The sequence below is a fragment of the Rhizorhabdus phycosphaerae genome (assembly GCF_011044255.1).
Classification (GTDB): Bacteria; Pseudomonadota; Alphaproteobacteria; order Sphingomonadales; family Sphingomonadaceae; genus Rhizorhabdus; species Rhizorhabdus phycosphaerae.
This window is the reverse complement of record NZ_CP049107.1, coordinates 3,261,742-3,278,688: the sequence shown is the minus strand read 5'-3', so window position 1 is coordinate 3,278,688 and position 16,947 is coordinate 3,261,742. Positions and strand designations below refer to the sequence as shown.

Here is a 16,947-nt window from a genome sequence, read left to right as displayed (position 1 = left end):
AGGATTTTGCCAACCGGCCATGTCGATCATCGCCGCGCCGCGAAGAAGTTTCGCAGCATCGTCGCGGCCTCCACGTCCCCGATGCCGCCATAGACGTCGGGGCGGTGGAGGCAGGTCGGCTGGTGGAAGAAGCGCGGCCCGTTGACCACCGCACCGCCCTTCGGATCTTCTGCTGCGAAATAGAGGCGCCGCAGCCGCGCATGCGAGATAGCGCCCGCACACATGGCGCAGGGCTCCAGGGTGACATACAGATCGCAGCCGTCGAGCCGGTGCAGGCCAAGCGTGCTGCACGCCGCCCGAATGGCCTCCATCTCGGCATGGGCCGTCGGATCGCGCCTCCTGGCCATTGCGTTGACCGAGGCCGCGACGACCTCGCCATCGAGCACCACTACGGCGGCTACGGGGACCTCGCCCTCGTCGGCCGCCCGGGCCGCCATGTCGAGGGCGAGGCGCATCGCGGGTGGAAGCGGAAAGGTCATTCCCTCCCTCTATCCGATTCGGCCGTTGGCGAAAATCTGATGAGCTGCTGTAGCCCGTAGCGATGTGTCACATAGGCAAGGCGCCGCTCCCTGCGGGAACGGCGCCTGTATCCCATCGACACTGGCATGCGTCCTGGACGCATTCCGATGCCTGGTTCAGTTGGCCTTCTGAACGTCGACCGTCGGAACCTTGATCTCTTCCTTGGTGGTGCCGACCTCGACCTTCGGAACGGTGATATCCGTCGTCTTGGTGTCGACATCGACCTTGGCGGTGTCGACGTCGAAGGCAGGAGCCTGTCCGCCCTCCACTGCAACTTCCGGCAGCTTGGTCTCGCGGGTCTGGTTGACGTCGATCAGACCGAAGGCGAAAGCGGCGACGATCGCGAGAACCGCGACGACCGCGACGATCAGACCGACGCGCAGGCCATTGCTTCGGTTGGCCGGTTCGCGATATTCATTAGTGGTGTTCATGGCTTCCTCCTGCTCCCTGTTGGGCAGGTGGTGTAACGAACATGTCGTTATGCAGTTGCATCGAATGCGCGCGGGGGACGTCAGGCGGGTTGACGAATCCTCTCGCGACCGTTATCCGCCGCGACTTTCCGGGCAACCCGAACATTCAGGACGAAGTACAATGTCGCGCATCTGCGAGCTGACCGGCAAGGGCCGCCAAGTGGGCAACAACGTGTCCCACGCCAACAACAAGACGAAGCGGACCTTTCTGCCCAACCTGCAGAACGTCACGCTGATCTCCGACTCGCTCGGAAAGGGCGTGAAGCTGCGGGTCTCGACCCACGGCCTTCGCTCGGTCGAGCATGTCGGCGGCCTCGACAACTGGCTGCTCAAGACCTCGGACGAGCAGCTCTCGCTGCGCGCCCGTCGCCTGAAGCGCGACGTCGCGAAGAAGCAGCAGGCTGCGGCCTGATCCTCTTCCGCTTTTGCGGAATATGACGGATTTCGACCGGGGCCTCGCAAGAGGCTCCGGTTTTTCCGTGTCGACTGCTCGTCAATCCAGACGAAATTTGAGCAGCAGAGTCCGTTCCATCGGCACCTGATTATCGTCCGAGACGATCCAGATCATCGTCCGTCCGCCCTCACGCGCGACGGTAACCCCTTCCATATTGTCGATATTGAGCGGCGGCGCGAATGCGCCCAGCATCTCTCCCTTCACCGTGATTCCGGGCGCTATCTGCGACGGATCGACGATGGTCAGCGCGGCCGAGAAGCCGTCGAGCAGTCCGAATCTGCGCTGCAGTACGAGAATCCTACCATCCGGAAGCAGGGCGGCATCGCTGGGCGCATATCCGTCGGGTGGCCTGTAGCCGAACTGATAGGGTCGGTTACGCGCCTGGGTCGGATCGCCGGGAAACATCAGCGCGGCCTTGACGCCTGGGGCGATCATCCGCCCTTCGGCGAAAATGACGAAACGGCCGCCGTCCAGCCGTACCATCGCCTCCGCGCCGGAATTCTTCGCCCAGCCGGACATTGCGGGGGGCCAGCCCGTCGACAGCACCGTTGAAAGATCGGACGCGTAGCGCATCACCGCGTTACGATATTCGAAGCCCACCCAGACGTCGCCCTCAGGGCCGACCGTCATCGATTCGGCATCGCGATCATATTTGTTGCCCGATGGGCCAGGAAAGCCAGGGAGTTCGCCGAATCGAGTCCGTACGATCGCCCCTCCCTCCATGGTGAAGCGCAGATACTGGCCCGTGTCGGCAATCGCGAGAAATTGGCGGCCATCCCCATGAAGTGCCGAATAGCCTCCAAAATTGCGCTGACGGCTCGTCAGATGCCAACCTGCGACATAGCGCAGGCGCCCGAAACGGCGTCGCTCGGGCGCAGCGGGGTCGAGCGGGATCGCGGTCGCAACGACGCGCTCGGTCGACGATTCGGGAAAGCTGGCCGAGCTGGGCAGAAGGCAGAAAAGCAGTGCGGCGTGCAGCTTTCTCATTACCTCGCGAATAGCCCCGCCCCCCGGGAAACCCAAGAGCTTTGCGCTGCGCGGCTGGCGAAGGGGTGCGCGAAGATGAACCTGCGCCAACAGGCGCGTTCAGCCTCGGCTCACGCGACTCATGGGAAAAGGGCCTCATCGATCGGCCCGACTGGCCCGATGGGTCCCACCCAGAGGGACGGACGGTCGAGAAGGAGGTTCTTATGTTGCGCAAGATTATCGCGGCCGTTGCCGCCACCACCGCCGTCTTTACCGCCACCATCCCGATGGCGGCGCAGGCCCAATATTATGGCGGCCGCTACGAGCAGGTTCGCGACTGGCGCGGCGATCGCGGCTATTATGGTGACCGCGGCTATCGCCGGGACGGCTATTACCGGGATCGCGGCTATTATCGCGACCGGGGCTATTATCGTGGTGATCGCGGCCGCTGCCGCGACAAGGGCACCGGTGGCACGATCATCGGCGCCATCGCCGGCGGCCTGCTGGGCCATGAGATCGGCAATGGCCGCTATGACCGCGGAGACGGCACCACGGGCGCCATTCTCGGTGCGGGCGTAGGCGCCCTCGCGGGCCGCGCGATCGACCGCAACTGCTAAAAGCGGCCCAAGGGGTCCGGCGCAGACCGCCGGACCTCATCCCACCCCCTGACAAGTTCCCCGCGTGGCGTTGTGGGGAGGAGGGTCGTCGTCTCGCTGGAGGAGGCGGCGGCCCTCCACTTGTTCGGAGCGCGAAGCCTGAAGAGCCCGGAGCCTGCAAGGCTCCGCAAGCGCGAACACGCGCCCGATCTTATGCGAGGCCAAAACGCATATTAGGTAAGCCGAGCCGGACGGATGTCCGGCGCCCGGCGCTTGAGGGCTTAAACTATACTCAGCGCGGCTCCAGATCGAACAGCGCCGCCAGTTGCTCGACCATCGTGCCGCCGAGTTGCTCGACGTCCATGATCGTGACCGCGCGCTGATAATAGCGCGTCACGTCATGCCCGATGCCGATCGCGATCAGTTCGACCGGCGATTTGTTCTCGATCCAGCCGATCATCTGACGAAGATGCCGTTCGAGATAGGATCCGTTGTTCACCGACAGGGTCGAGTCGTCGACCGGGGCGCCATCCGAAATCACCATCAGTATCTTGCGCTCTTCGCGCCGCGCGATGATTCGGTTGTGCGCCCATTGCAGCGCCTCGCCGTCGATATTCTCCTTGAGGAGCCCTTCGCGCATCATCAGGCCAAGCGACTTGCGCGCGCGGCGCCAGGGTTCGTCGGCCTTTTTGTAGACGATATGGCGCAGGTCGTTGAGGCGACCGGGGGCCGGAGGGCGCCCCGCAGCCAGCCAGGACTCGCGCGACTGTCCCCCCTTCCAGGCACGCGTCGTGAAGCCGAGGATCTCGGTCTTGACGGCACAGCGCTCGAGGGTGCGGGCGAGAATGTCGGCGCAGATCGCCGCGATCGATATCGGCCGCCCGCGCATCGAACCCGAATTATCGATCAGCAGCGTGACGATCGTGTCGCGGAAATCGGTATCGCGCTCGATCTTGTAGCTCAGCGAGTGGGTCGGATTGACGACGACGCGTGCGAGGCGCGCCGCATCGAGAAGTCCCTCTTCCTGATCGAAGTCCCAGCTGCGGTTCTGCTGGGCCATGAGACGGCGCTGCAGCCGGTTGGCGAGCTTCGTCACCGCCCCCTGCAAGTGGACGAGCTGTTGATCGAGATAGGCCCGCAGGCGGGTCAATTCCTCCTCGTCGCACAATTCGGTGGCGGCGATCTCTTCGTCGAAACGCGTCGTGTAGGCGTGATAGTCGAAGGTCGGCGGCAGATCCGACAGCGGGCGGTTAGGCCGGACGGGCATCATCCCTTCCTCGCCGTCGTCGCCGACCTCGCCCTCCATGTCGGTGGGCGCATCGTCGTCCATCTGACGCTGCTCGCCCTCCTCGTCGCCGCCCTCTGACTGCTCGGACCGCGTCTCCATCTGCGAATCGCTCGACCCGCCGGAGTCGTCGCCGTCTTCCTGCTGGTCCTCGCCTTCGCTCTGTTCTTCCTGGCTGTCGTCCTCTCCCTGATCGGGATCGGTCTGGGGGACCTCGCTGCCGTCGATCAGTTCGAGATCCTCGAGCATGCGGCTGACGAGCCGGGCGAAGGCGGCCTGGTCGTCAAAGGCGAGTTGGAGCGCGTCGAGATCCTTGCCGGCCTTGTCCTCGATCCATTGGCGGACGAGACCGAGGCCGGGCTCGGCCATTGCCGGGATGGCCTGGCCGGTCAGCCGCTCGCGGACGAGCAGCCCGATGGCCGTCGACAGCGGCACCTCGTCACGCGTCCGAGCGCGCACCAGCGGATCCGAGCGCAGGCGGACGTCGAGCGCATGATTGAGGTTGGAGCGAACCCCCTCCATCGAACGCGAACCGATCGCCTCGATCCGCGCCTGCTCGACCGCGTCGTGGATGGCGCGGGCCACGGGCTCTCCGGGCGCTATCCGCTCATGCAGCGCCTGATCGTGATGGCGCATCTTGAGTGCGAAGCCGTCGGCGAAACCTCGCGCCTCGGCCACCGCCTGCGCCGGAAGATTACGCGACGGCATCGGAACGCGTATCTGCTTGTAGCTGGCGGAGGGCGTCTCGGCCGTGAAGTTGAGCTCCAGCTCAGGTTCGCGCGCCATGGCACGGGCTGTGCCGCCCAGAACCTGACGGAAGCTCTCGATGGGCGATTGTTCGGCCATCAGTCCAGCAACCTTTCCCGGATAATCCGCTGTGCCTCGCGATCGACGCCGATTGTCAGCAGATAGGCGTCCAGCCCGCCATGATCGCGATCCAGACTGTCGTACATGGCGTCGAGATAGTCGGCGTCGGCCGCCAGCAAGGGACGGAGCACGTCGGGATCGACCGCTTCATATTGGTCATATCCACCGCGTGATGCGTCGAACAGCCGGCTGAAATCGGCGAAACGGTTGGTCAGCAGATAATCGTCCAACACCGTTTCGCGCGGAACGCCCAGCATCGACAGGATCAGTGCCGCGGCCACGCCCGTGCGGTCCTTGCCGGCCGAGCAGTTGAACAGCAGCGGCACCTGCCCGCCCGCCAGCCGCTCGAACAGGAAGCGGTAGGAAGGGGCATGGTCGACCAGCAGTTCGGTATAGAGGTGCAGCATCTTGGCGCGAACCGCCGCCGCATCGGCCAAGGTGCCGCGCAGCAACTCACCCAGCACGCCGCTGCTTTCGGTATAATCGCGCGTCCAGTAGAAAACGCCCGCCCGCTCGCACCAGCTCGACGGGTGGCGTTTGCGTTCGCCCCCGCGCCGCAGATCGCACACCGTCGCTATGCTGAGCGACGCGAGGTACCTCTCGTCGGCTTCGGTCAGATAGGACATCACCCCCGACCGGTAGAGCAGCCCGCGCCGAACGGTTCGTCCATCGACGGTCGGGTAGCCGCCCATGTCGCGCAGGTTGAACCCACCTTCGAGCGGCAGCAGCGGCGAGAGATCGAGCGTGGCGGTCATGCCTTGCCGACGACGCTCTCCGGCAGATCCTTACCGAACACCCGCTGATAGTACTCAGCCACGAGCGGCCGTTCGCTCTCGTCGCACTTGTTCAGGAAGGACAGACGGAAGGCGAAACCGACATCGTTGAAGATGAGGGTGTTCTGCGCCCAGCTGATCACGGTGCGGGGGCTCATCACGGTCGAGATGTCGCCGGCGATGAAGCCTTGGCGGGTCATGTCGGCGACCTTGACCATGTCTTCGACGGTCTTCTTCCCGTCGGGCTTGTCATATTCGCCCGACTTGGCGAGCACGATCTGTGCCTCCGTCGCCGCTGGCAGATAGTTGAGCGTGACGACGATGTTCCAGCGGTCCATCTGGCCCTGGTTGATCTGCTGGGTGCCATGATAAAGGCCCGTGGTATCGCCGAGGCCGACCGTGTTCGCAGTCGCGAACAGGCGGAACCAGGGATTGGGACGGATCACGCGATTCTGGTCGAGCAGGGTCAGCTTGCCCTCGGTCTCCAGCACGCGCTGGATCACGAACATCACGTCGGGGCGACCGGCGTCATATTCGTCGAAGACCAGTGCGGTCGGCGTCTGCAGCGCCCAGGGCAGCAGACCTTCGCGGAACTCGGTCACCTGATGCCCGTCGCGCAGCACGATCGCGTCGCGCCCGACCAGATCGATGCGGCTGATATGGGCGTCGAGATTGATACGGATGCACGGCCACTTCAGGCGGGCGGCGACCTGCTCGATATGGCTCGACTTGCCGGTGCCATGATAGCCCTGCACCATCACGCGGCGGTTGTGCGCAAAGCCGGCAAGGATGGCGAGCGTGGTGTCCGGGTCGAACACATAGGCCGGATCGATATCGGGAACGCGCTCGTCGGATTCGGAGAAGGCCGGCACTTCCATGTCGATATCGATGCCGAACAACTCGCGCACCTTCACCTTCCGGTCGGGCGCCTCCAGCACCGTCGCGGTGCGGCTGTCGGGCAGGACGTTGGGCAGATCGGTCATAGCTGTGCCTTTGGGATCAACTTTGCTGCTTAAGCGAAGGCCGGGCGGCCTTTGAGTTGCGTATAAGCCGAAATCACGTCCTGCAAAGCCTTCTCATGACTTCGGTCCCCGCCATTTCTGTCAGGGTGATAGCGCCTTACCAGTTCGGCGTAACGTGTCCGAAGGGCCCTGCGGTCGGCATCCTTGTCGAGCCCCATGATCTTCAACGCCTGGCGATCCGATTCCGAAAGGGGGCGTCCGTCGCGCCTCTCGCGATCGGCCGCGCGTGCGAATCGGGCACCGATCGCGTCGAGCGGATCGACGAAATCGCCCCAGCGCGGAGCGGCCCCGGCCCCGGGCGTGAAAGCCCGCGTCTCACGGTCCCATCCGCCATAAGATGTCTGCTCTGCTTCGATCTCCTCGGTGCTCATGCCCGTGAAGAAATTATAGCCGCTGTTAAACGCCCGGATATGATCGAGGCAGAGAAAGCGCCAGTCGCCGGGCCCGTCGAAGCCGGGGCGGCGCCCACCCGGGACGGGGGCGCGAAATTCGCCGGGGCCGTTGCAACCCGGCTCCGCACATAGCCGGCGGCTGTCCTCGACCCGACCATGGAAACGCGCCCGCGATTTGCGGGCGGTAAATTCTTCGCTCAATTCTGGCCTCGTTCGATCCAAACCCTCTATATAGGCGATATGAGCCAGACTCCCATGGGCCCCGTAGCCACAGAAATAACCGCCCGCCTCACCGAGGCACTCTCCCCAACCCGGCTGGCCGTGATCGACGACAGCGAGAAGCACCGCGGTCATGCGGGCCATGACGGTTCGGGCGAGAGCCATTTCACCGTCGAGATCGAGAGTCCCCTGTTCGTGGGGCAGAACCGTGTCGCCCGGCAGCGCGCGGTGAACGCGGCATTGGCGGACCTGCTGCGCGACAAGGTCCATGCGCTCGCGATCAAGGCCAGCGCGCCGGCAGAATGATTTCGGTCGAAGAGCTGATTTCGCCGCAGGAACTTTCGACGCCCTTGCTCCGTTTCCCACGCACATCGGAAGCGGAGACATATCATGCTGAAATGGGCGCTAATCTTCCTCGTCGTCGGGCTGGTGCTCGGCGCCATGGGCTTCGGCGGCGTCGGTGGCGCCTTCGTCGGCCTCGCCAAGATTCTGTTCTTCGTCGCGATCGCGCTGTTCGTGATCTTCGCTTTGCTGGCGCTCTTCGCCGGCAAGAAGATCAGCGACAGCCTCTAAGCGCGACAGCGGGCCGCAGCCCTCGCCGCTGGGCGAGCGCTGCGGCTTACGCTATGGCGATAGGATGAAGATCGTATTCCTTGCGGCAGCCGCCGCGTTCTCGCTCTCTACGGTCGCCGCACAGGCGGCATCCAACGGGTTCAGCGACCAGCTCAAGAAGCTGTCGCCGCTACAGCAGCGGGCCACCTTGCGTCGCGCGGTGCTCGACGAGGGCCAATATTGCCGCAAGATTGGCCCGGTGGCCTATCAGCAGGCCTACAAAAATCTCGAGATGTGGACGGTTCAGTGCGACCGCGGCGCGGCCTACGCCACCTTCATCGGTCTCGACGGATCGGTTCAGGTGCGTCCTTGCGCCGATCTGGTCAAGCTGAAGCTGCCCGCCTGCCGCCTGCCCAAATGAGGGCCCTCAGGCGCCCATTGCCAGCAGCATGACCACGAAGATCAACGCCGACGTGTAGGCCGAGATGATGAGTGCGATCATGCGCCACAGGGCGCCGAAGCGACTCAGACCATAAGCGCCCTTGAGCTGCCGATACATGTGCCAGGGCGGGAACAAGAGCATCACCAGAGGCGTGAGCGCCGTCCCCACGCCCAGCCCGGCAACCAGGCTCAGACCGATCACCATCAGCGTCATCGCCGCCAGCGAGTAGGTGGCGAAGACCGCATGATCGTAAAGCCCTACATCGCGGCGGAAGGCGAACAGCAGCCAGATGAACGGCAAAGAGATCGGGATGAGCGCCCAGGAGAATTTATAGGCGCTCGACTGCATCTTGTACGCGGTCAGCTCCGGATTGCGGGTCAGATGCTGCAGCGCCAGGTCGATCGCCGGGACACCGGTATCGATGTTCAGCTTCAGTCCCTCGACATCGCTCGCCTTTGGCGGGCGTATCTGCCCGGTCGTTACCAGCCGCAATGCGGCCTGCTCCGATCGGAGATCCCCCAGCCTCTCGTTGAGATCGGCAGTCTTTTCGCCCCGCGCCCGGCGCGCCTGCTTCTCGGCGGTGAGCGTCGCGATCTGCTTCTCGACGCCCGCCAGTTCCTGCGCCGCCTCGGTCCGCGCTTCGGCAAGCTTCACGGGGTCGCCGTCGAATCGCATCGAGCCGAACGGCCCTCCGACCAGCCCGAACACGGCCACCATCAGGAACACCGAGAACAGGAACAGCGCCATCGGAGAGACGAAATTGACGCGCTCGCCGCGGATATAGCGCCGGGTCAGTTCCCCGGGACGCCAGAAGAGCAATGGCACGGTGTGCCAGGTGCGCCCTTCGAAATGGAAAACGCCATGGGCGATGTCGTGGAACAGGGCGCCCGCCGTCCGGTGGACATGGCCCGACTGACCACAGCGATGGCAATGCGGCCCGATCAGTTCCGTGCCGCAGTTCAGGCAAACCGTTCCGTGACCCGCCTCATGGCCGGCGTGGCCGGACGCACCGGCCACGGTTCGCGCTACGATGCCCCCGGTGGCGATATCCGCCACTGCTTCGAATTCCCCCGACATCGTTGAAAGTTAGCATTGCCGCAGGCCAAGTGCGAGTGGCTTTGGGCGGCTCGTCGCTTTGTGCTACGGCGCGCGCATGACCGAACTGAGCGCCCTGTCCGCCACCGATCCCACTGCCCTCGTCACGTCGATGGGTCGCCGCGCACGCGAAGCTGCGGCCGCCCTTGCAGCCGTGCCGACCAGCCGGAAGGCACAGGCCCTGATCGAAGCGGCCGCTGCGATGCGCCGGACGGCAGAGCCCATCCTTTCCGCCAACCATGTGGATGTGGAGCGGGCTCGTGCCAATGGGCTGACCGGCGCGATGATCGACCGGCTTTCGCTGGATGAAGTGCGGCTGGAGGGCATCGCCGCCGCGCTCGAAGCCGTTGCTTCCTTGCCCGACCCGGTCGGACAGATCATCGACGAGAGCCGCCGCCCGAACGGCATGCTGCTCCAGCGCGTCCGCGTGCCGCTGGGCGTGATCGGTATCATCTATGAGAGCCGGCCCAACGTCACCGCCGATGCCGGGGCGCTCAGCCTGATGTCCGGCAATGCCTGCATCCTGCGCGGCGGATCGGAAGCGACCGAAACCAATCGCGCTCTCCACGGCGCCATGCTGGAAGGCCTGCGTGCCGCAGGCCTGCCCGAGGCCGCAATCCAGCTCGTCCCCGTGACCGACCGGGCGGCCGTGGGCGCGATGCTCAAGGCCCAGGGTCTGATCGACATCATCGTTCCGCGGGGCGGCAAGAGCCTGGTCGCGCGCGTGCAGGAAGAGGCGCGGGTGCCGGTGCTCGCCCATCTCGACGGCATCGTCCATCTCTATATCGACGGCGCGGCCGATCCGGCCAAGGCGCTGCCGCTTGCGGTCAATGCCAAGATGCGCAGAACCGGCATTTGCGGTGCAACCGAGACAATCCTCATCGACCGCGCCTATGGCGAGGCCGGGGCCATCGTCGCGGCCCTTCTCGATGCCGGCTGCGAGGTTCGCGGCGATAGCGCCATAGTGGCTCTCGATCCGCGCGTGACGCATGCGACCGACGCAGACTGGGATATCGAATATCTCGATGCCATCGTCTCCGTCGCCTTCGTCGACGGCGTCGAGGGCGCAATGGCGCATATCGACCGACACAGTTCGCGCCACACCGACGCCATCGTGACCGAGGATCAGGCGACCGCCGAGCGCTTCATCGCCGGCGTGGACAGCGCCATCGTCATGCACAATGCATCGACCCAGTTCGCCGATGGCGGTGAGTTCGGCCTGGGCGCGGAGATCGGCATCTCGACCGGTCGCCTGCACGCGCGCGGCCCAGTCGCGCTGGAGGGTCTCACGACTTATAAATGGGTCGTGCGCGGGACAGGCCAGTTGCGCCCCTGATCGTCGGCCGGACGTCATAAGACCCCATCGAGCAACGGAAAAGCGCGCTGCCGAGTAAGGTCTGGCGGTCGGTCGCAACCTCTGCGCGGCGGCAACGTTCAACAAAGGTTCACCCACGGCTTGCGATAACCGGTGGCGGAACTAGGTTGAAGCTGTTCGCAGGACCGTTTCGATAAAGACAAGGCCTTACCCATGCCGATCATCCGCAAGATTTTCGCCGCCGCTGCCCCTCTGGCGCTGCTCGCGGCCGCTGCCTGCACCCCATCCTTCAAGGCCAATGTTTCGCGCTTCCAGGCACTGCCGGTGCCCGAAGGCCAGACGTTCAGCGTCGTTGCCGCCGATCCGCGTAACGAGGGCGGCCTCGAATTCGCGCAATATGCCAACCTCGTCACCCAGCGTCTCGCGTCCTATGGTTACCGTCCGGTCGAGGGCGGCGCGAAGCCCGAGCTGATCGTGAAGTTCGATTATGGCGTCGACAATGGCGTCCAGAAGACGGTCACCCGTCCGTCGGCTCGCGGCGGTTTCGGTGCCTGGGGTGGCGGCCCCTGGGGCGGCTTCGGTCCTTATGGCCGCCGCTGGGGCTACGGGTCCGCCTTTTATTATGGCTGGGACCCCTTCTGGTATGATCCCTGGTATCCGGAAATCGACACCTACACGGTCTTCACCAGCCGTGCCGACATGATCATCGAGCGTACCGCCGACGGCAAGCGCCTGTTCGAGGGCAAGGCGAAGGCGCGTTCGGTCGAGGACTCGCTGCCCAAGCTGGTACCGAATCTGATCGAGGCGATGTTTACCAACTTCCCCGGTCAGTCGGGCGAGGAGGTCCGCATCACGGTCGCGCCCGAAAAGAAGAAATAAGGCGGCAGCCTTTGTGGTTCAGGGGCGTCCGGCCGATGGCCGGGCGCCCTTTTTCTACGCCTGCGTTCAGCGGCTTGCAGCGCGGCGACGGCTGAAGGCCGGGCGCCGCTTTTCCGCAAAAGCCGAACAGGCCTCCTGAAAGTCCTGCGTCATCAGCGCCAGGCACTGGACATGGTTTTCCAGTTCCAGCGCGGCCCCGAGACTCGGCGCATCGAGGTTGGCGCGCATGACCTGCTTCGTGTGCTTGATCGCATAGTCGCTGTTCTGCGCAATCTGGCGCGCCATCGCGATGGCATGGTCCAGCGCCGTGCTGCCATCGTCCGCGGGGCAAGCCAGTCCGATCGCGATCGCTTCGTCGGCCCCCACAGGGCGCCCGGTGAGCATGACCTCGAAGGCGCGTGCTGCACCGATCATGCGCGGAAGGTGAAAGCTGATACCGCATTCGCCGGCACTCAGGCCGATCTTCACCGCCCCGACCATGAAGCGCGCACCGGGACCGGCGACCCGCACATCCGCCGCCAGCGCCAGGCCCATGCCTGCGCCTACGGCCGCGCCATCGATCGCCGCGACGACCGGGAAGCGCGCCTGCGCGACCGCCGCCATGAGGCCTGCGAAGCGCTCCTGCAAATCCATCCAGGCTATCGGATCCTGCGGCGCACCCTCCCCGACTGCCTCCTTGAGGTCGAGCCCTGCGCAGAACACCTTGCCCTGCGCCGCCAGCACGACAGCGCGAACATCCTCTTCGGTCTCGATGCGCACCAGCTCCCTTCGCAGCGCGTCGACCATAGGGAGGGTCATGGCATTGGCGGCCTCCGGACGCGCGAGCGACAGGATTCCGCATCCGTCGCCGATATTCTCGAACTCGATCATCATTCCGTCTCCAGCATGGTCAACGCCGTCAAATGGTCCGGCACGCCGGGACTATCGACGGGGAGGCGCAAGAGGGCACCGGCTCCGGGCATATCGGCGTTGCCGCCTGTGGTGACCAGGAGCGATGGTGGTGTGCCGGGCATGACCGCGACGCTCACGATGTGCGGGGCGGGGGACTTCAGGCTGTGAGTCGGCTGCCCGTCGGCCGAGAAGCGGCGCAAGACTCCGCTTTCCCAACAGGCCACCCACAGACCGCCATCCTGATCCGTCACCAACCCATCACTGTCTTCGAGCGGGATGAACAGTTCCGGCTGCCCCGCGACCCCGTCGTGCCGCGGATAGCGCCAGACTCCGCGGCTCGTTTCCGAATGATAGAGCCAGCGTCCGCAGGGGCTGAAGGCGATGCCGTTCGACGCGAACACGTCCCGCCGGATGACGGTGATCTTGCCCGACGCATCCATGTGGAAGAAGCGGCCCGGGGCAGGCCTGCGTCCCAATTCCATGATCGAGACGAAATCGATCGTGCCGCCATAGAAGCCGCCCGCCCCGTCAGCCTCCATGTCGTTGACCGCGACGATCGGCTCGCCCTCGATCTCCGAGAGGACGCTCTGCGTGTCGCCGGTCAGTAGGTCGAGCGCGATGATGCCGCCCCGCCCGCCGCACAGCGTTTTCCCCGATACGTCATGAACGATCCCGCCGACCCAGTCGCGGCCCGCCAGCGTCGTCCTGACGGTGCCATTGACATCGCGGCGGTGGACGGTGCCGGCCGAAAGGTCGGAAAACCAGAGCGAGCCGTCGGGGGCCGCGCGCGGCGCCTCGACGAACAGAAAGCCGGAGGCGAGTTCCTCGAAATCGGCGGAAACAGGGTTGGGCACAGCGCTCTCCGTTATATCCTGTGATTACTCTCTACGCCGCGATCACCTTCGTCATCCGAAAGCTCAGCTCCTCCCTCAGGCGCGGCAGGAACAGCGACGATCCTCTCTTCAAAATCACAGGCGACCTGATGCCCGGAGTAATATATGAATTGCTAGTCAGGTTCATATTATCACGTAGAAGACTGCGCTCCACCTGAACATTGGGAGAGTCACGATGATCGATCTGCAGGCGATCCTGCACCGCCCCTTCCTGCTACAGGGGAAGCCGGTGCGATGAAGGCGCATCTCCAAGGCGTTCATCACTTCGCTCTTTCGGTGCCGGATATCGAAGTTGCGCGACGCTTCTACGTCGACCTGCTCGGCGCCGAAATCATCTCCGAGGTCACATGGGAAGCCGGCAATCCCTGGGTCGACGCCATCATCGGCGTCCCCGACACGGCCGCGCGGACCTTCATCGCCCGGCTGAGCAACGTCCAGGTCGAGATCTTCGAATATCTGGCGCCGGAACAGCCCGCCGCCGACCCGAACCGCCCCGTCCACCTCCATGGCTACACCCATGTCGGCTTTCAGGTGGACGACGTACAAGCCACATATGAGCGGATGATCGCGGCCGGTCTGCGCTTCCACACGCCGCCCGACCTGTCGACGATCACGATCGACGAAGACGGCCGGAAATCAGGCTTTGCCGCGACTTATGGCCGCGACTTCTTCGGAAATGTTTTCGAAATTCTCGAAATTCATCCCAATCCGACCATCAAGCCGATCTGAGGCCACGAGGGTCGGTTTCAGCGCAGGGGAACAGGCATGAACTTCCCGGACAAGATCGATGCTGTGCGGATCCGCGACCGAGCCGATGTCCGCCGGGCCGCGATCGCCTTTCGCGAAGCCGTCCACGAGATGTTCGATTGCAGGATCGCGGCCTGCGACAACATCGCGCTGAAGCAGCGCATGTGCGACGGCGATGGTGCCAATCTGGCTACCCAGGTCTTCGGCTGGACCGATCGGGACAAATGGCTATGCACCCCTTATCTGGCGCTCGGCTCGCCGCTTACGACGGCCTGCCGGTTCGAGCCCGAACCCTTCTGGGTCAATGCCGAAGGCTTTCGCACGCGTCTTCCGAACAGCTGGCTGAACGAGATCGACCTTTCCGATTTCGAGAGGCGCGCCCTGACCCGCGCGGCAATCGTCGTTCCCGTCCACCTGCCGTTCGGGCAGATCGGTTCGGTCAGCTTCACATTTCCCGACCCCATGAAGCTGGACCTGTCGGCGGAATACGACGCCTATGCGGACATGCTCAGTCTCTATTCGCGCACCTTCATCACCTCCTATCAGCGGGTGATGGTAAAGCTTGGGGGTATCCCGGCGAACTGGTCGCTCTTGTCCAAACGCGAGGTGGAATGCCTGTCCTGGGCTGCGGTCGGAAAGACCGATATCGAGATCAGCATGATTATCGCCCGCAGCCGGGCGACCGTCCGCTTCCACATCATGAATGCCGGTGCGAAGCTCAATGCGGTCAATCGTAGCCAGACCGTCTTCAAGGCGGCGCAGCTCGGCTATATCGGTCTGAACTCATGAGGCGGCTCGTCGCCCCTGGCGGCTAGGCCCGCTCGATCTCCAGATAGGCCAGAGCCATATCGAGGGCGGCCTCGGCGAAGCAGGGCGACTCGATCCGCAGTTCGGGATTGAGCTCCCCGGACACCGGCAGGATAGACCATATCACCGCGCCGCGGATGATATTGTGGACATAAGTCACGCGCCGCCGCAGATCGTCGGCATTGCGATCGGGAAGCTTGGCGATCAGCAGATCGGCGATCCAGTCCACGACCTGAGCATTGGCCTCGCTCTGGTCGCGGTGGGTGGCCGCATCGTCCAGCCGATGGCGCTCGATCAGGCGGAGCAGGCCATCATCGCTCTGGAAGGCGCTGAAGATGATGTCGACATGCAGCGTGACGACATCGACGGGTCGGACCGAGCTGTCCTGCGCCGATCGGCACAACGCTTCGATCTCGTGCATGCGCAGCGCCCGAAACCCCTCGATCACGGTCTGCAGCAGGGCGGATTTGCTGGCGAAGCGCTGATAGACGGTGCCGACGGGCACCCCGGCCTCAGCCGCGATGGCGCTGACCGGGGTTGCTTCGAAGCCCTGCTGGGCGAACAGCTTCATCGCAGCCGCGACGATCCGCTCCAGGGCGTGGCGACTGCGCTGCTGGCGCGGCATGACATAGCTTGTCGAGTTGGCGAGCCACACGGCAGGGTCGCGCTCGAAGGGAAGTCTGCCAAGCAAACCGGCGGGGTTGTCGGGATCTTCCATGCCGCCCCCCATATTCGCCGATGGCGCGCGGCGCCAGAGTCGATCAGGAGACCATCGCCTCCCGATCGTACCCCGCGAGCGCAGCGCGCAGCCGATCCGAGCAGTCTTGTGCCATCCGCTCCAGCAGTTCGGCGCAGGTCGGGACGTCGTCGATCAGGCCGATCGCCTGGCTAGCCCAGACGAGCCCGCCATCGACGTCGCCCGCCTCCAGCGCCGCACGGCCCCGGGCCCCGGCGACGAGATGCGCGATATCCTCGAACCCAGCGCCACCGGGGCGGTTCTCCGTGGCGATGACCTCTTCCGATATGGCGTTCCTGAGGACCCGACCTGTGTTCCGCAGCGTCCGAAAGATCAGACGGGTGTCACCCTCGCTCGCCTGCACCAGAGCGGCCTTGATCGCTGGATGGACGGGCGCCTCCTGCGTGACACAGAAGCGCGTACCCATGTTGACGCCCGCCGCGCCGAGCGCGAGCGCCGCCGCCAGACCCGCACCGTCGGCGATGCCCCCCGAGGCGATGACCGGGATCGACAGCCGACGCACGGCAGCCGGAACCAGCACCAGCCCGCCAATGTCCTCTTCGCCCGGATGACCGGCCGCCTCGAAACCATCGATCGAAATGATGTCGACGCCCTTGCGCTCGGCGGACAGCGCGTGTCGTACCGTCGTGCATTTGTGCAAGATGACCATGCCCGCCGCCTTCGCGCGCGCGAAGAATTCCGGGGGGATCATGCCGGCCGTCTCGAGCACCTTGACGCCGCTGTCGATAGCCGCCTGGAGATATGCGTCATAAGGTGGTGGCGTTCGCGTCGGCAGCATCGTCAGGTTCACCCCGAAGGGCTGATCCGTCATGGAACGGCACAGCGCGATCTCCCGCGAAAGGTCTTCCGGCGTCGGCTGTGTCAGCGCAGTGAGGATTCCCAATCCGCCCGCATTCGAAACCGCACTGGCGAGGGCCGCACGGCCCACCCATTGCATGCCTCCCTGAACGATCGGCAGGCGGATGCCGGTCAGGCGCGTCAGCGGCGTGTCGATGCGCGCCGACAC

21 protein-coding genes are annotated in these 16,947 nt (G+C 64.8%); 9 read left to right on the top strand and 12 right to left on the bottom strand.

Features of this window, described 5'->3' with window-relative positions:
- Window positions 1-26: 26 nt before the first annotated feature.
- Both G6P88_RS15290 and G6P88_RS15285 read right to left on the bottom strand, forming a co-directional pair.
- Window positions 27-479, bottom strand: coding sequence for a nucleoside deaminase (locus tag G6P88_RS15290; protein WP_165323938.1), 453 nt, complete (start codon window positions 477-479; stop codon window positions 27-29).
- Window positions 480-635: 156 nt separating this feature from the next.
- A complete protein-coding gene (locus G6P88_RS15285) occupies window positions 636-950 on the bottom strand; it encodes a hypothetical protein (protein ID WP_226946595.1) in 315 nt (104 codons plus the stop codon).
- A gap of 160 nt (window positions 951-1,110) precedes the next feature.
- Between G6P88_RS15285 and rpmB the strand changes: the two genes are divergently transcribed.
- On the top strand, window positions 1,111-1,401 hold the full coding sequence (gene rpmB, locus G6P88_RS15280; protein WP_165323937.1) for a 50S ribosomal protein L28: 291 nt from the start codon (window positions 1,111-1,113) through the stop codon (window positions 1,399-1,401).
- Between the two features lie 81 nt (window positions 1,402-1,482).
- Here the strand turns inward: rpmB and G6P88_RS15275 are convergent, their stop codons facing one another.
- Window positions 1,483-2,430, bottom strand: a complete 948-nt coding sequence (locus G6P88_RS15275; protein WP_165323936.1) for an esterase-like activity of phytase family protein — start codon at window positions 2,428-2,430, stop codon at window positions 1,483-1,485.
- A 203-nt stretch (window positions 2,431-2,633) separates the two neighbouring features.
- Between G6P88_RS15275 and G6P88_RS15270 the strand changes: the two genes are divergently transcribed.
- Window positions 2,634-3,026, top strand: coding sequence for a glycine zipper 2TM domain-containing protein (locus G6P88_RS15270; protein ID WP_165323935.1), 393 nt, complete (start codon window positions 2,634-2,636; stop codon window positions 3,024-3,026).
- Window positions 3,027-3,297: 271 nt separating this feature from the next.
- Here the strand turns inward: G6P88_RS15270 and cobT are convergent, their stop codons facing one another.
- The 4 genes from cobT to G6P88_RS15250 are packed head-to-tail and all read right to left on the bottom strand — an operon-like array spanning window position 3,298 to window position 7,545.
- Window positions 3,298-5,136 carry a cobaltochelatase subunit CobT gene (cobT, locus tag G6P88_RS15265; RefSeq protein WP_165323934.1) on the bottom strand — a complete coding sequence of 613 codons (1,839 nt, stop codon included), beginning with the start codon at window positions 5,134-5,136 and terminating at the stop codon, window positions 3,298-3,300.
- Entirely contained in the window at window positions 5,136-5,912 is a 777-nt protein-coding gene (locus G6P88_RS15260; protein ID WP_165323933.1) for a tyrosine-protein phosphatase, read from the bottom strand. The genes cobT and G6P88_RS15260 overlap by 1 nt, the downstream gene beginning before the upstream one ends.
- Complete coding sequence (cobS, locus tag G6P88_RS15255; RefSeq protein ID WP_165323932.1) at window positions 5,909-6,913, bottom strand: cobaltochelatase subunit CobS; 1,005 nt, start codon at window positions 6,911-6,913, stop codon at window positions 5,909-5,911. The genes G6P88_RS15260 and cobS overlap by 4 nt, the downstream gene beginning before the upstream one ends.
- Window positions 6,914-6,942: 29 nt before the next feature.
- Window positions 6,943-7,545: a J domain-containing protein gene (locus G6P88_RS15250; RefSeq protein WP_165323931.1), complete on the bottom strand. Its 603-nt coding sequence runs from the start codon at window positions 7,543-7,545 to the stop codon at window positions 6,943-6,945.
- A gap of 39 nt (window positions 7,546-7,584) precedes the next feature.
- Between G6P88_RS15250 and G6P88_RS15245 the strand changes: the two genes are divergently transcribed.
- The 3 genes from G6P88_RS15245 to G6P88_RS15235 all read left to right on the top strand — a co-directional run bounded on the left by G6P88_RS15245 (window position 7,585) and on the right by G6P88_RS15235 (window position 8,536).
- A complete protein-coding gene (locus G6P88_RS15245) occupies window positions 7,585-7,869 on the top strand; it encodes a BolA family protein (protein ID WP_165323930.1) in 285 nt (94 codons plus the stop codon).
- A gap of 84 nt (window positions 7,870-7,953) precedes the next feature.
- Window positions 7,954-8,136 (top strand): DUF1328 domain-containing protein, encoded by a 183-nt coding sequence (locus G6P88_RS15240; RefSeq protein WP_165323929.1) that lies wholly within the window; start codon window positions 7,954-7,956, stop codon window positions 8,134-8,136.
- A 64-nt stretch (window positions 8,137-8,200) separates the two neighbouring features.
- Window positions 8,201-8,536: a hypothetical protein gene (locus G6P88_RS15235; RefSeq protein ID WP_165323928.1), complete on the top strand. Its 336-nt coding sequence runs from the start codon at window positions 8,201-8,203 to the stop codon at window positions 8,534-8,536.
- 6 nt (window positions 8,537-8,542) lie between these two features.
- Here the strand turns inward: G6P88_RS15235 and G6P88_RS15230 are convergent, their stop codons facing one another.
- Window positions 8,543-9,634, bottom strand: coding sequence for a DUF3667 domain-containing protein (locus G6P88_RS15230; RefSeq protein WP_226946594.1), 1,092 nt, complete (start codon window positions 9,632-9,634; stop codon window positions 8,543-8,545).
- A gap of 76 nt (window positions 9,635-9,710) precedes the next feature.
- Here G6P88_RS15230 and G6P88_RS15225 point away from each other — a divergent pair, with 76 nt between their 5' ends.
- Together G6P88_RS15225 and G6P88_RS15220 are read left to right on the top strand one after the other, a co-directional pair.
- Complete coding sequence (locus G6P88_RS15225) at window positions 9,711-10,988, top strand: glutamate-5-semialdehyde dehydrogenase (protein WP_165323927.1); 1,278 nt, start codon at window positions 9,711-9,713, stop codon at window positions 10,986-10,988.
- 192 nt (window positions 10,989-11,180) lie between these two features.
- Window positions 11,181-11,846 carry a DUF4136 domain-containing protein gene (locus tag G6P88_RS15220; RefSeq protein WP_165323926.1) on the top strand — a complete coding sequence of 222 codons (666 nt, stop codon included), beginning with the start codon at window positions 11,181-11,183 and terminating at the stop codon, window positions 11,844-11,846.
- Between the two features lie 66 nt (window positions 11,847-11,912).
- Here G6P88_RS15220 and G6P88_RS15215 read toward each other — a convergent pair whose 3' ends face one another.
- Window positions 11,913-12,719, bottom strand: coding sequence for an enoyl-CoA hydratase/isomerase family protein (locus tag G6P88_RS15215; RefSeq protein WP_226946593.1), 807 nt, complete (start codon window positions 12,717-12,719; stop codon window positions 11,913-11,915).
- Window positions 12,716-13,591 (bottom strand): SMP-30/gluconolactonase/LRE family protein, encoded by an 876-nt coding sequence (locus G6P88_RS15210; RefSeq protein WP_165323925.1) that lies wholly within the window; start codon window positions 13,589-13,591, stop codon window positions 12,716-12,718. Before G6P88_RS15210 ends, G6P88_RS15215 begins: the two co-directional genes overlap by 4 nt.
- A gap of 273 nt (window positions 13,592-13,864) precedes the next feature.
- On the opposite strand from G6P88_RS15210, the gene G6P88_RS15205 reads away from it, so the two are divergent.
- The gene (locus tag G6P88_RS15205; protein WP_165323924.1) at window positions 13,865-14,359 is read left to right on the top strand and encodes a VOC family protein; all 495 of its coding nucleotides are present in this window, start codon (window positions 13,865-13,867) and stop codon (window positions 14,357-14,359) included.
- Window positions 14,360-14,395: 36 nt separating this feature from the next.
- Complete coding sequence (locus G6P88_RS15200) at window positions 14,396-15,166, top strand: helix-turn-helix transcriptional regulator (protein WP_165323923.1); 771 nt, start codon at window positions 14,396-14,398, stop codon at window positions 15,164-15,166.
- Between the two features lie 22 nt (window positions 15,167-15,188).
- On the opposite strand, the gene G6P88_RS15195 is transcribed toward G6P88_RS15200, so the two are convergent.
- Window positions 15,189-15,902: a TetR/AcrR family transcriptional regulator gene (locus G6P88_RS15195; protein ID WP_226946592.1), complete on the bottom strand. Its 714-nt coding sequence runs from the start codon at window positions 15,900-15,902 to the stop codon at window positions 15,189-15,191.
- A gap of 43 nt (window positions 15,903-15,945) precedes the next feature.
- Entirely contained in the window at window positions 15,946-16,947 is a 1,002-nt protein-coding gene (locus G6P88_RS15190) for an NAD(P)H-dependent flavin oxidoreductase (RefSeq protein ID WP_226946591.1), read from the bottom strand.

What these genes read in the sequence shown, in the direction of transcription:
- G6P88_RS15290 (WP_165323938.1), bottom strand. Translation starts at nt 479, where the DNA reads ATGACCTTTCCGCTTCCACCCGCGATGCGCCTCGCCCTCGACATGGCG.
- G6P88_RS15285 (WP_226946595.1), bottom strand. Translation starts at nt 950, where the DNA reads ATGAACACCACTAATGAATATCGCGAACCGGCCAACCGAAGCAATGGC.
- rpmB (WP_165323937.1), top strand. Translation starts at nt 1,111, where the DNA reads ATGTCGCGCATCTGCGAGCTGACCGGCAAGGGCCGCCAAGTGGGCAAC.
- G6P88_RS15275 (WP_165323936.1), bottom strand. Translation starts at nt 2,430, where the DNA reads ATGAGAAAGCTGCACGCCGCACTGCTTTTCTGCCTTCTGCCCAGCTCG.
- G6P88_RS15270 (WP_165323935.1), top strand. Translation starts at nt 2,634, where the DNA reads ATGTTGCGCAAGATTATCGCGGCCGTTGCCGCCACCACCGCCGTCTTT.
- cobT (WP_165323934.1), bottom strand. Translation starts at nt 5,136, where the DNA reads ATGGCCGAACAATCGCCCATCGAGAGCTTCCGTCAGGTTCTGGGCGGC.
- G6P88_RS15260 (WP_165323933.1), bottom strand. Translation starts at nt 5,912, where the DNA reads ATGACCGCCACGCTCGATCTCTCGCCGCTGCTGCCGCTCGAAGGTGGG.
- cobS (WP_165323932.1), bottom strand. Translation starts at nt 6,913, where the DNA reads ATGACCGATCTGCCCAACGTCCTGCCCGACAGCCGCACCGCGACGGTG.
- G6P88_RS15245 (WP_165323930.1), top strand. Translation starts at nt 7,585, where the DNA reads ATGAGCCAGACTCCCATGGGCCCCGTAGCCACAGAAATAACCGCCCGC.
- G6P88_RS15240 (WP_165323929.1), top strand. Translation starts at nt 7,954, where the DNA reads ATGCTGAAATGGGCGCTAATCTTCCTCGTCGTCGGGCTGGTGCTCGGC.
- G6P88_RS15235 (WP_165323928.1), top strand. Translation starts at nt 8,201, where the DNA reads ATGAAGATCGTATTCCTTGCGGCAGCCGCCGCGTTCTCGCTCTCTACG.
- G6P88_RS15230 (WP_226946594.1), bottom strand. Translation starts at nt 9,634, where the DNA reads ATGTCGGGGGAATTCGAAGCAGTGGCGGATATCGCCACCGGGGGCATC.
- G6P88_RS15225 (WP_165323927.1), top strand. Translation starts at nt 9,711, where the DNA reads ATGACCGAACTGAGCGCCCTGTCCGCCACCGATCCCACTGCCCTCGTC.
- G6P88_RS15220 (WP_165323926.1), top strand. Translation starts at nt 11,181, where the DNA reads ATGCCGATCATCCGCAAGATTTTCGCCGCCGCTGCCCCTCTGGCGCTG.
- G6P88_RS15215 (WP_226946593.1), bottom strand. Translation starts at nt 12,719, where the DNA reads ATGATGATCGAGTTCGAGAATATCGGCGACGGATGCGGAATCCTGTCG.
- G6P88_RS15205 (WP_165323924.1), top strand. Translation starts at nt 13,865, where the DNA reads ATGAAGGCGCATCTCCAAGGCGTTCATCACTTCGCTCTTTCGGTGCCG.
- G6P88_RS15200 (WP_165323923.1), top strand. Translation starts at nt 14,396, where the DNA reads ATGAACTTCCCGGACAAGATCGATGCTGTGCGGATCCGCGACCGAGCC.
- G6P88_RS15195 (WP_226946592.1), bottom strand. Translation starts at nt 15,902, where the DNA reads ATGGAAGATCCCGACAACCCCGCCGGTTTGCTTGGCAGACTTCCCTTC.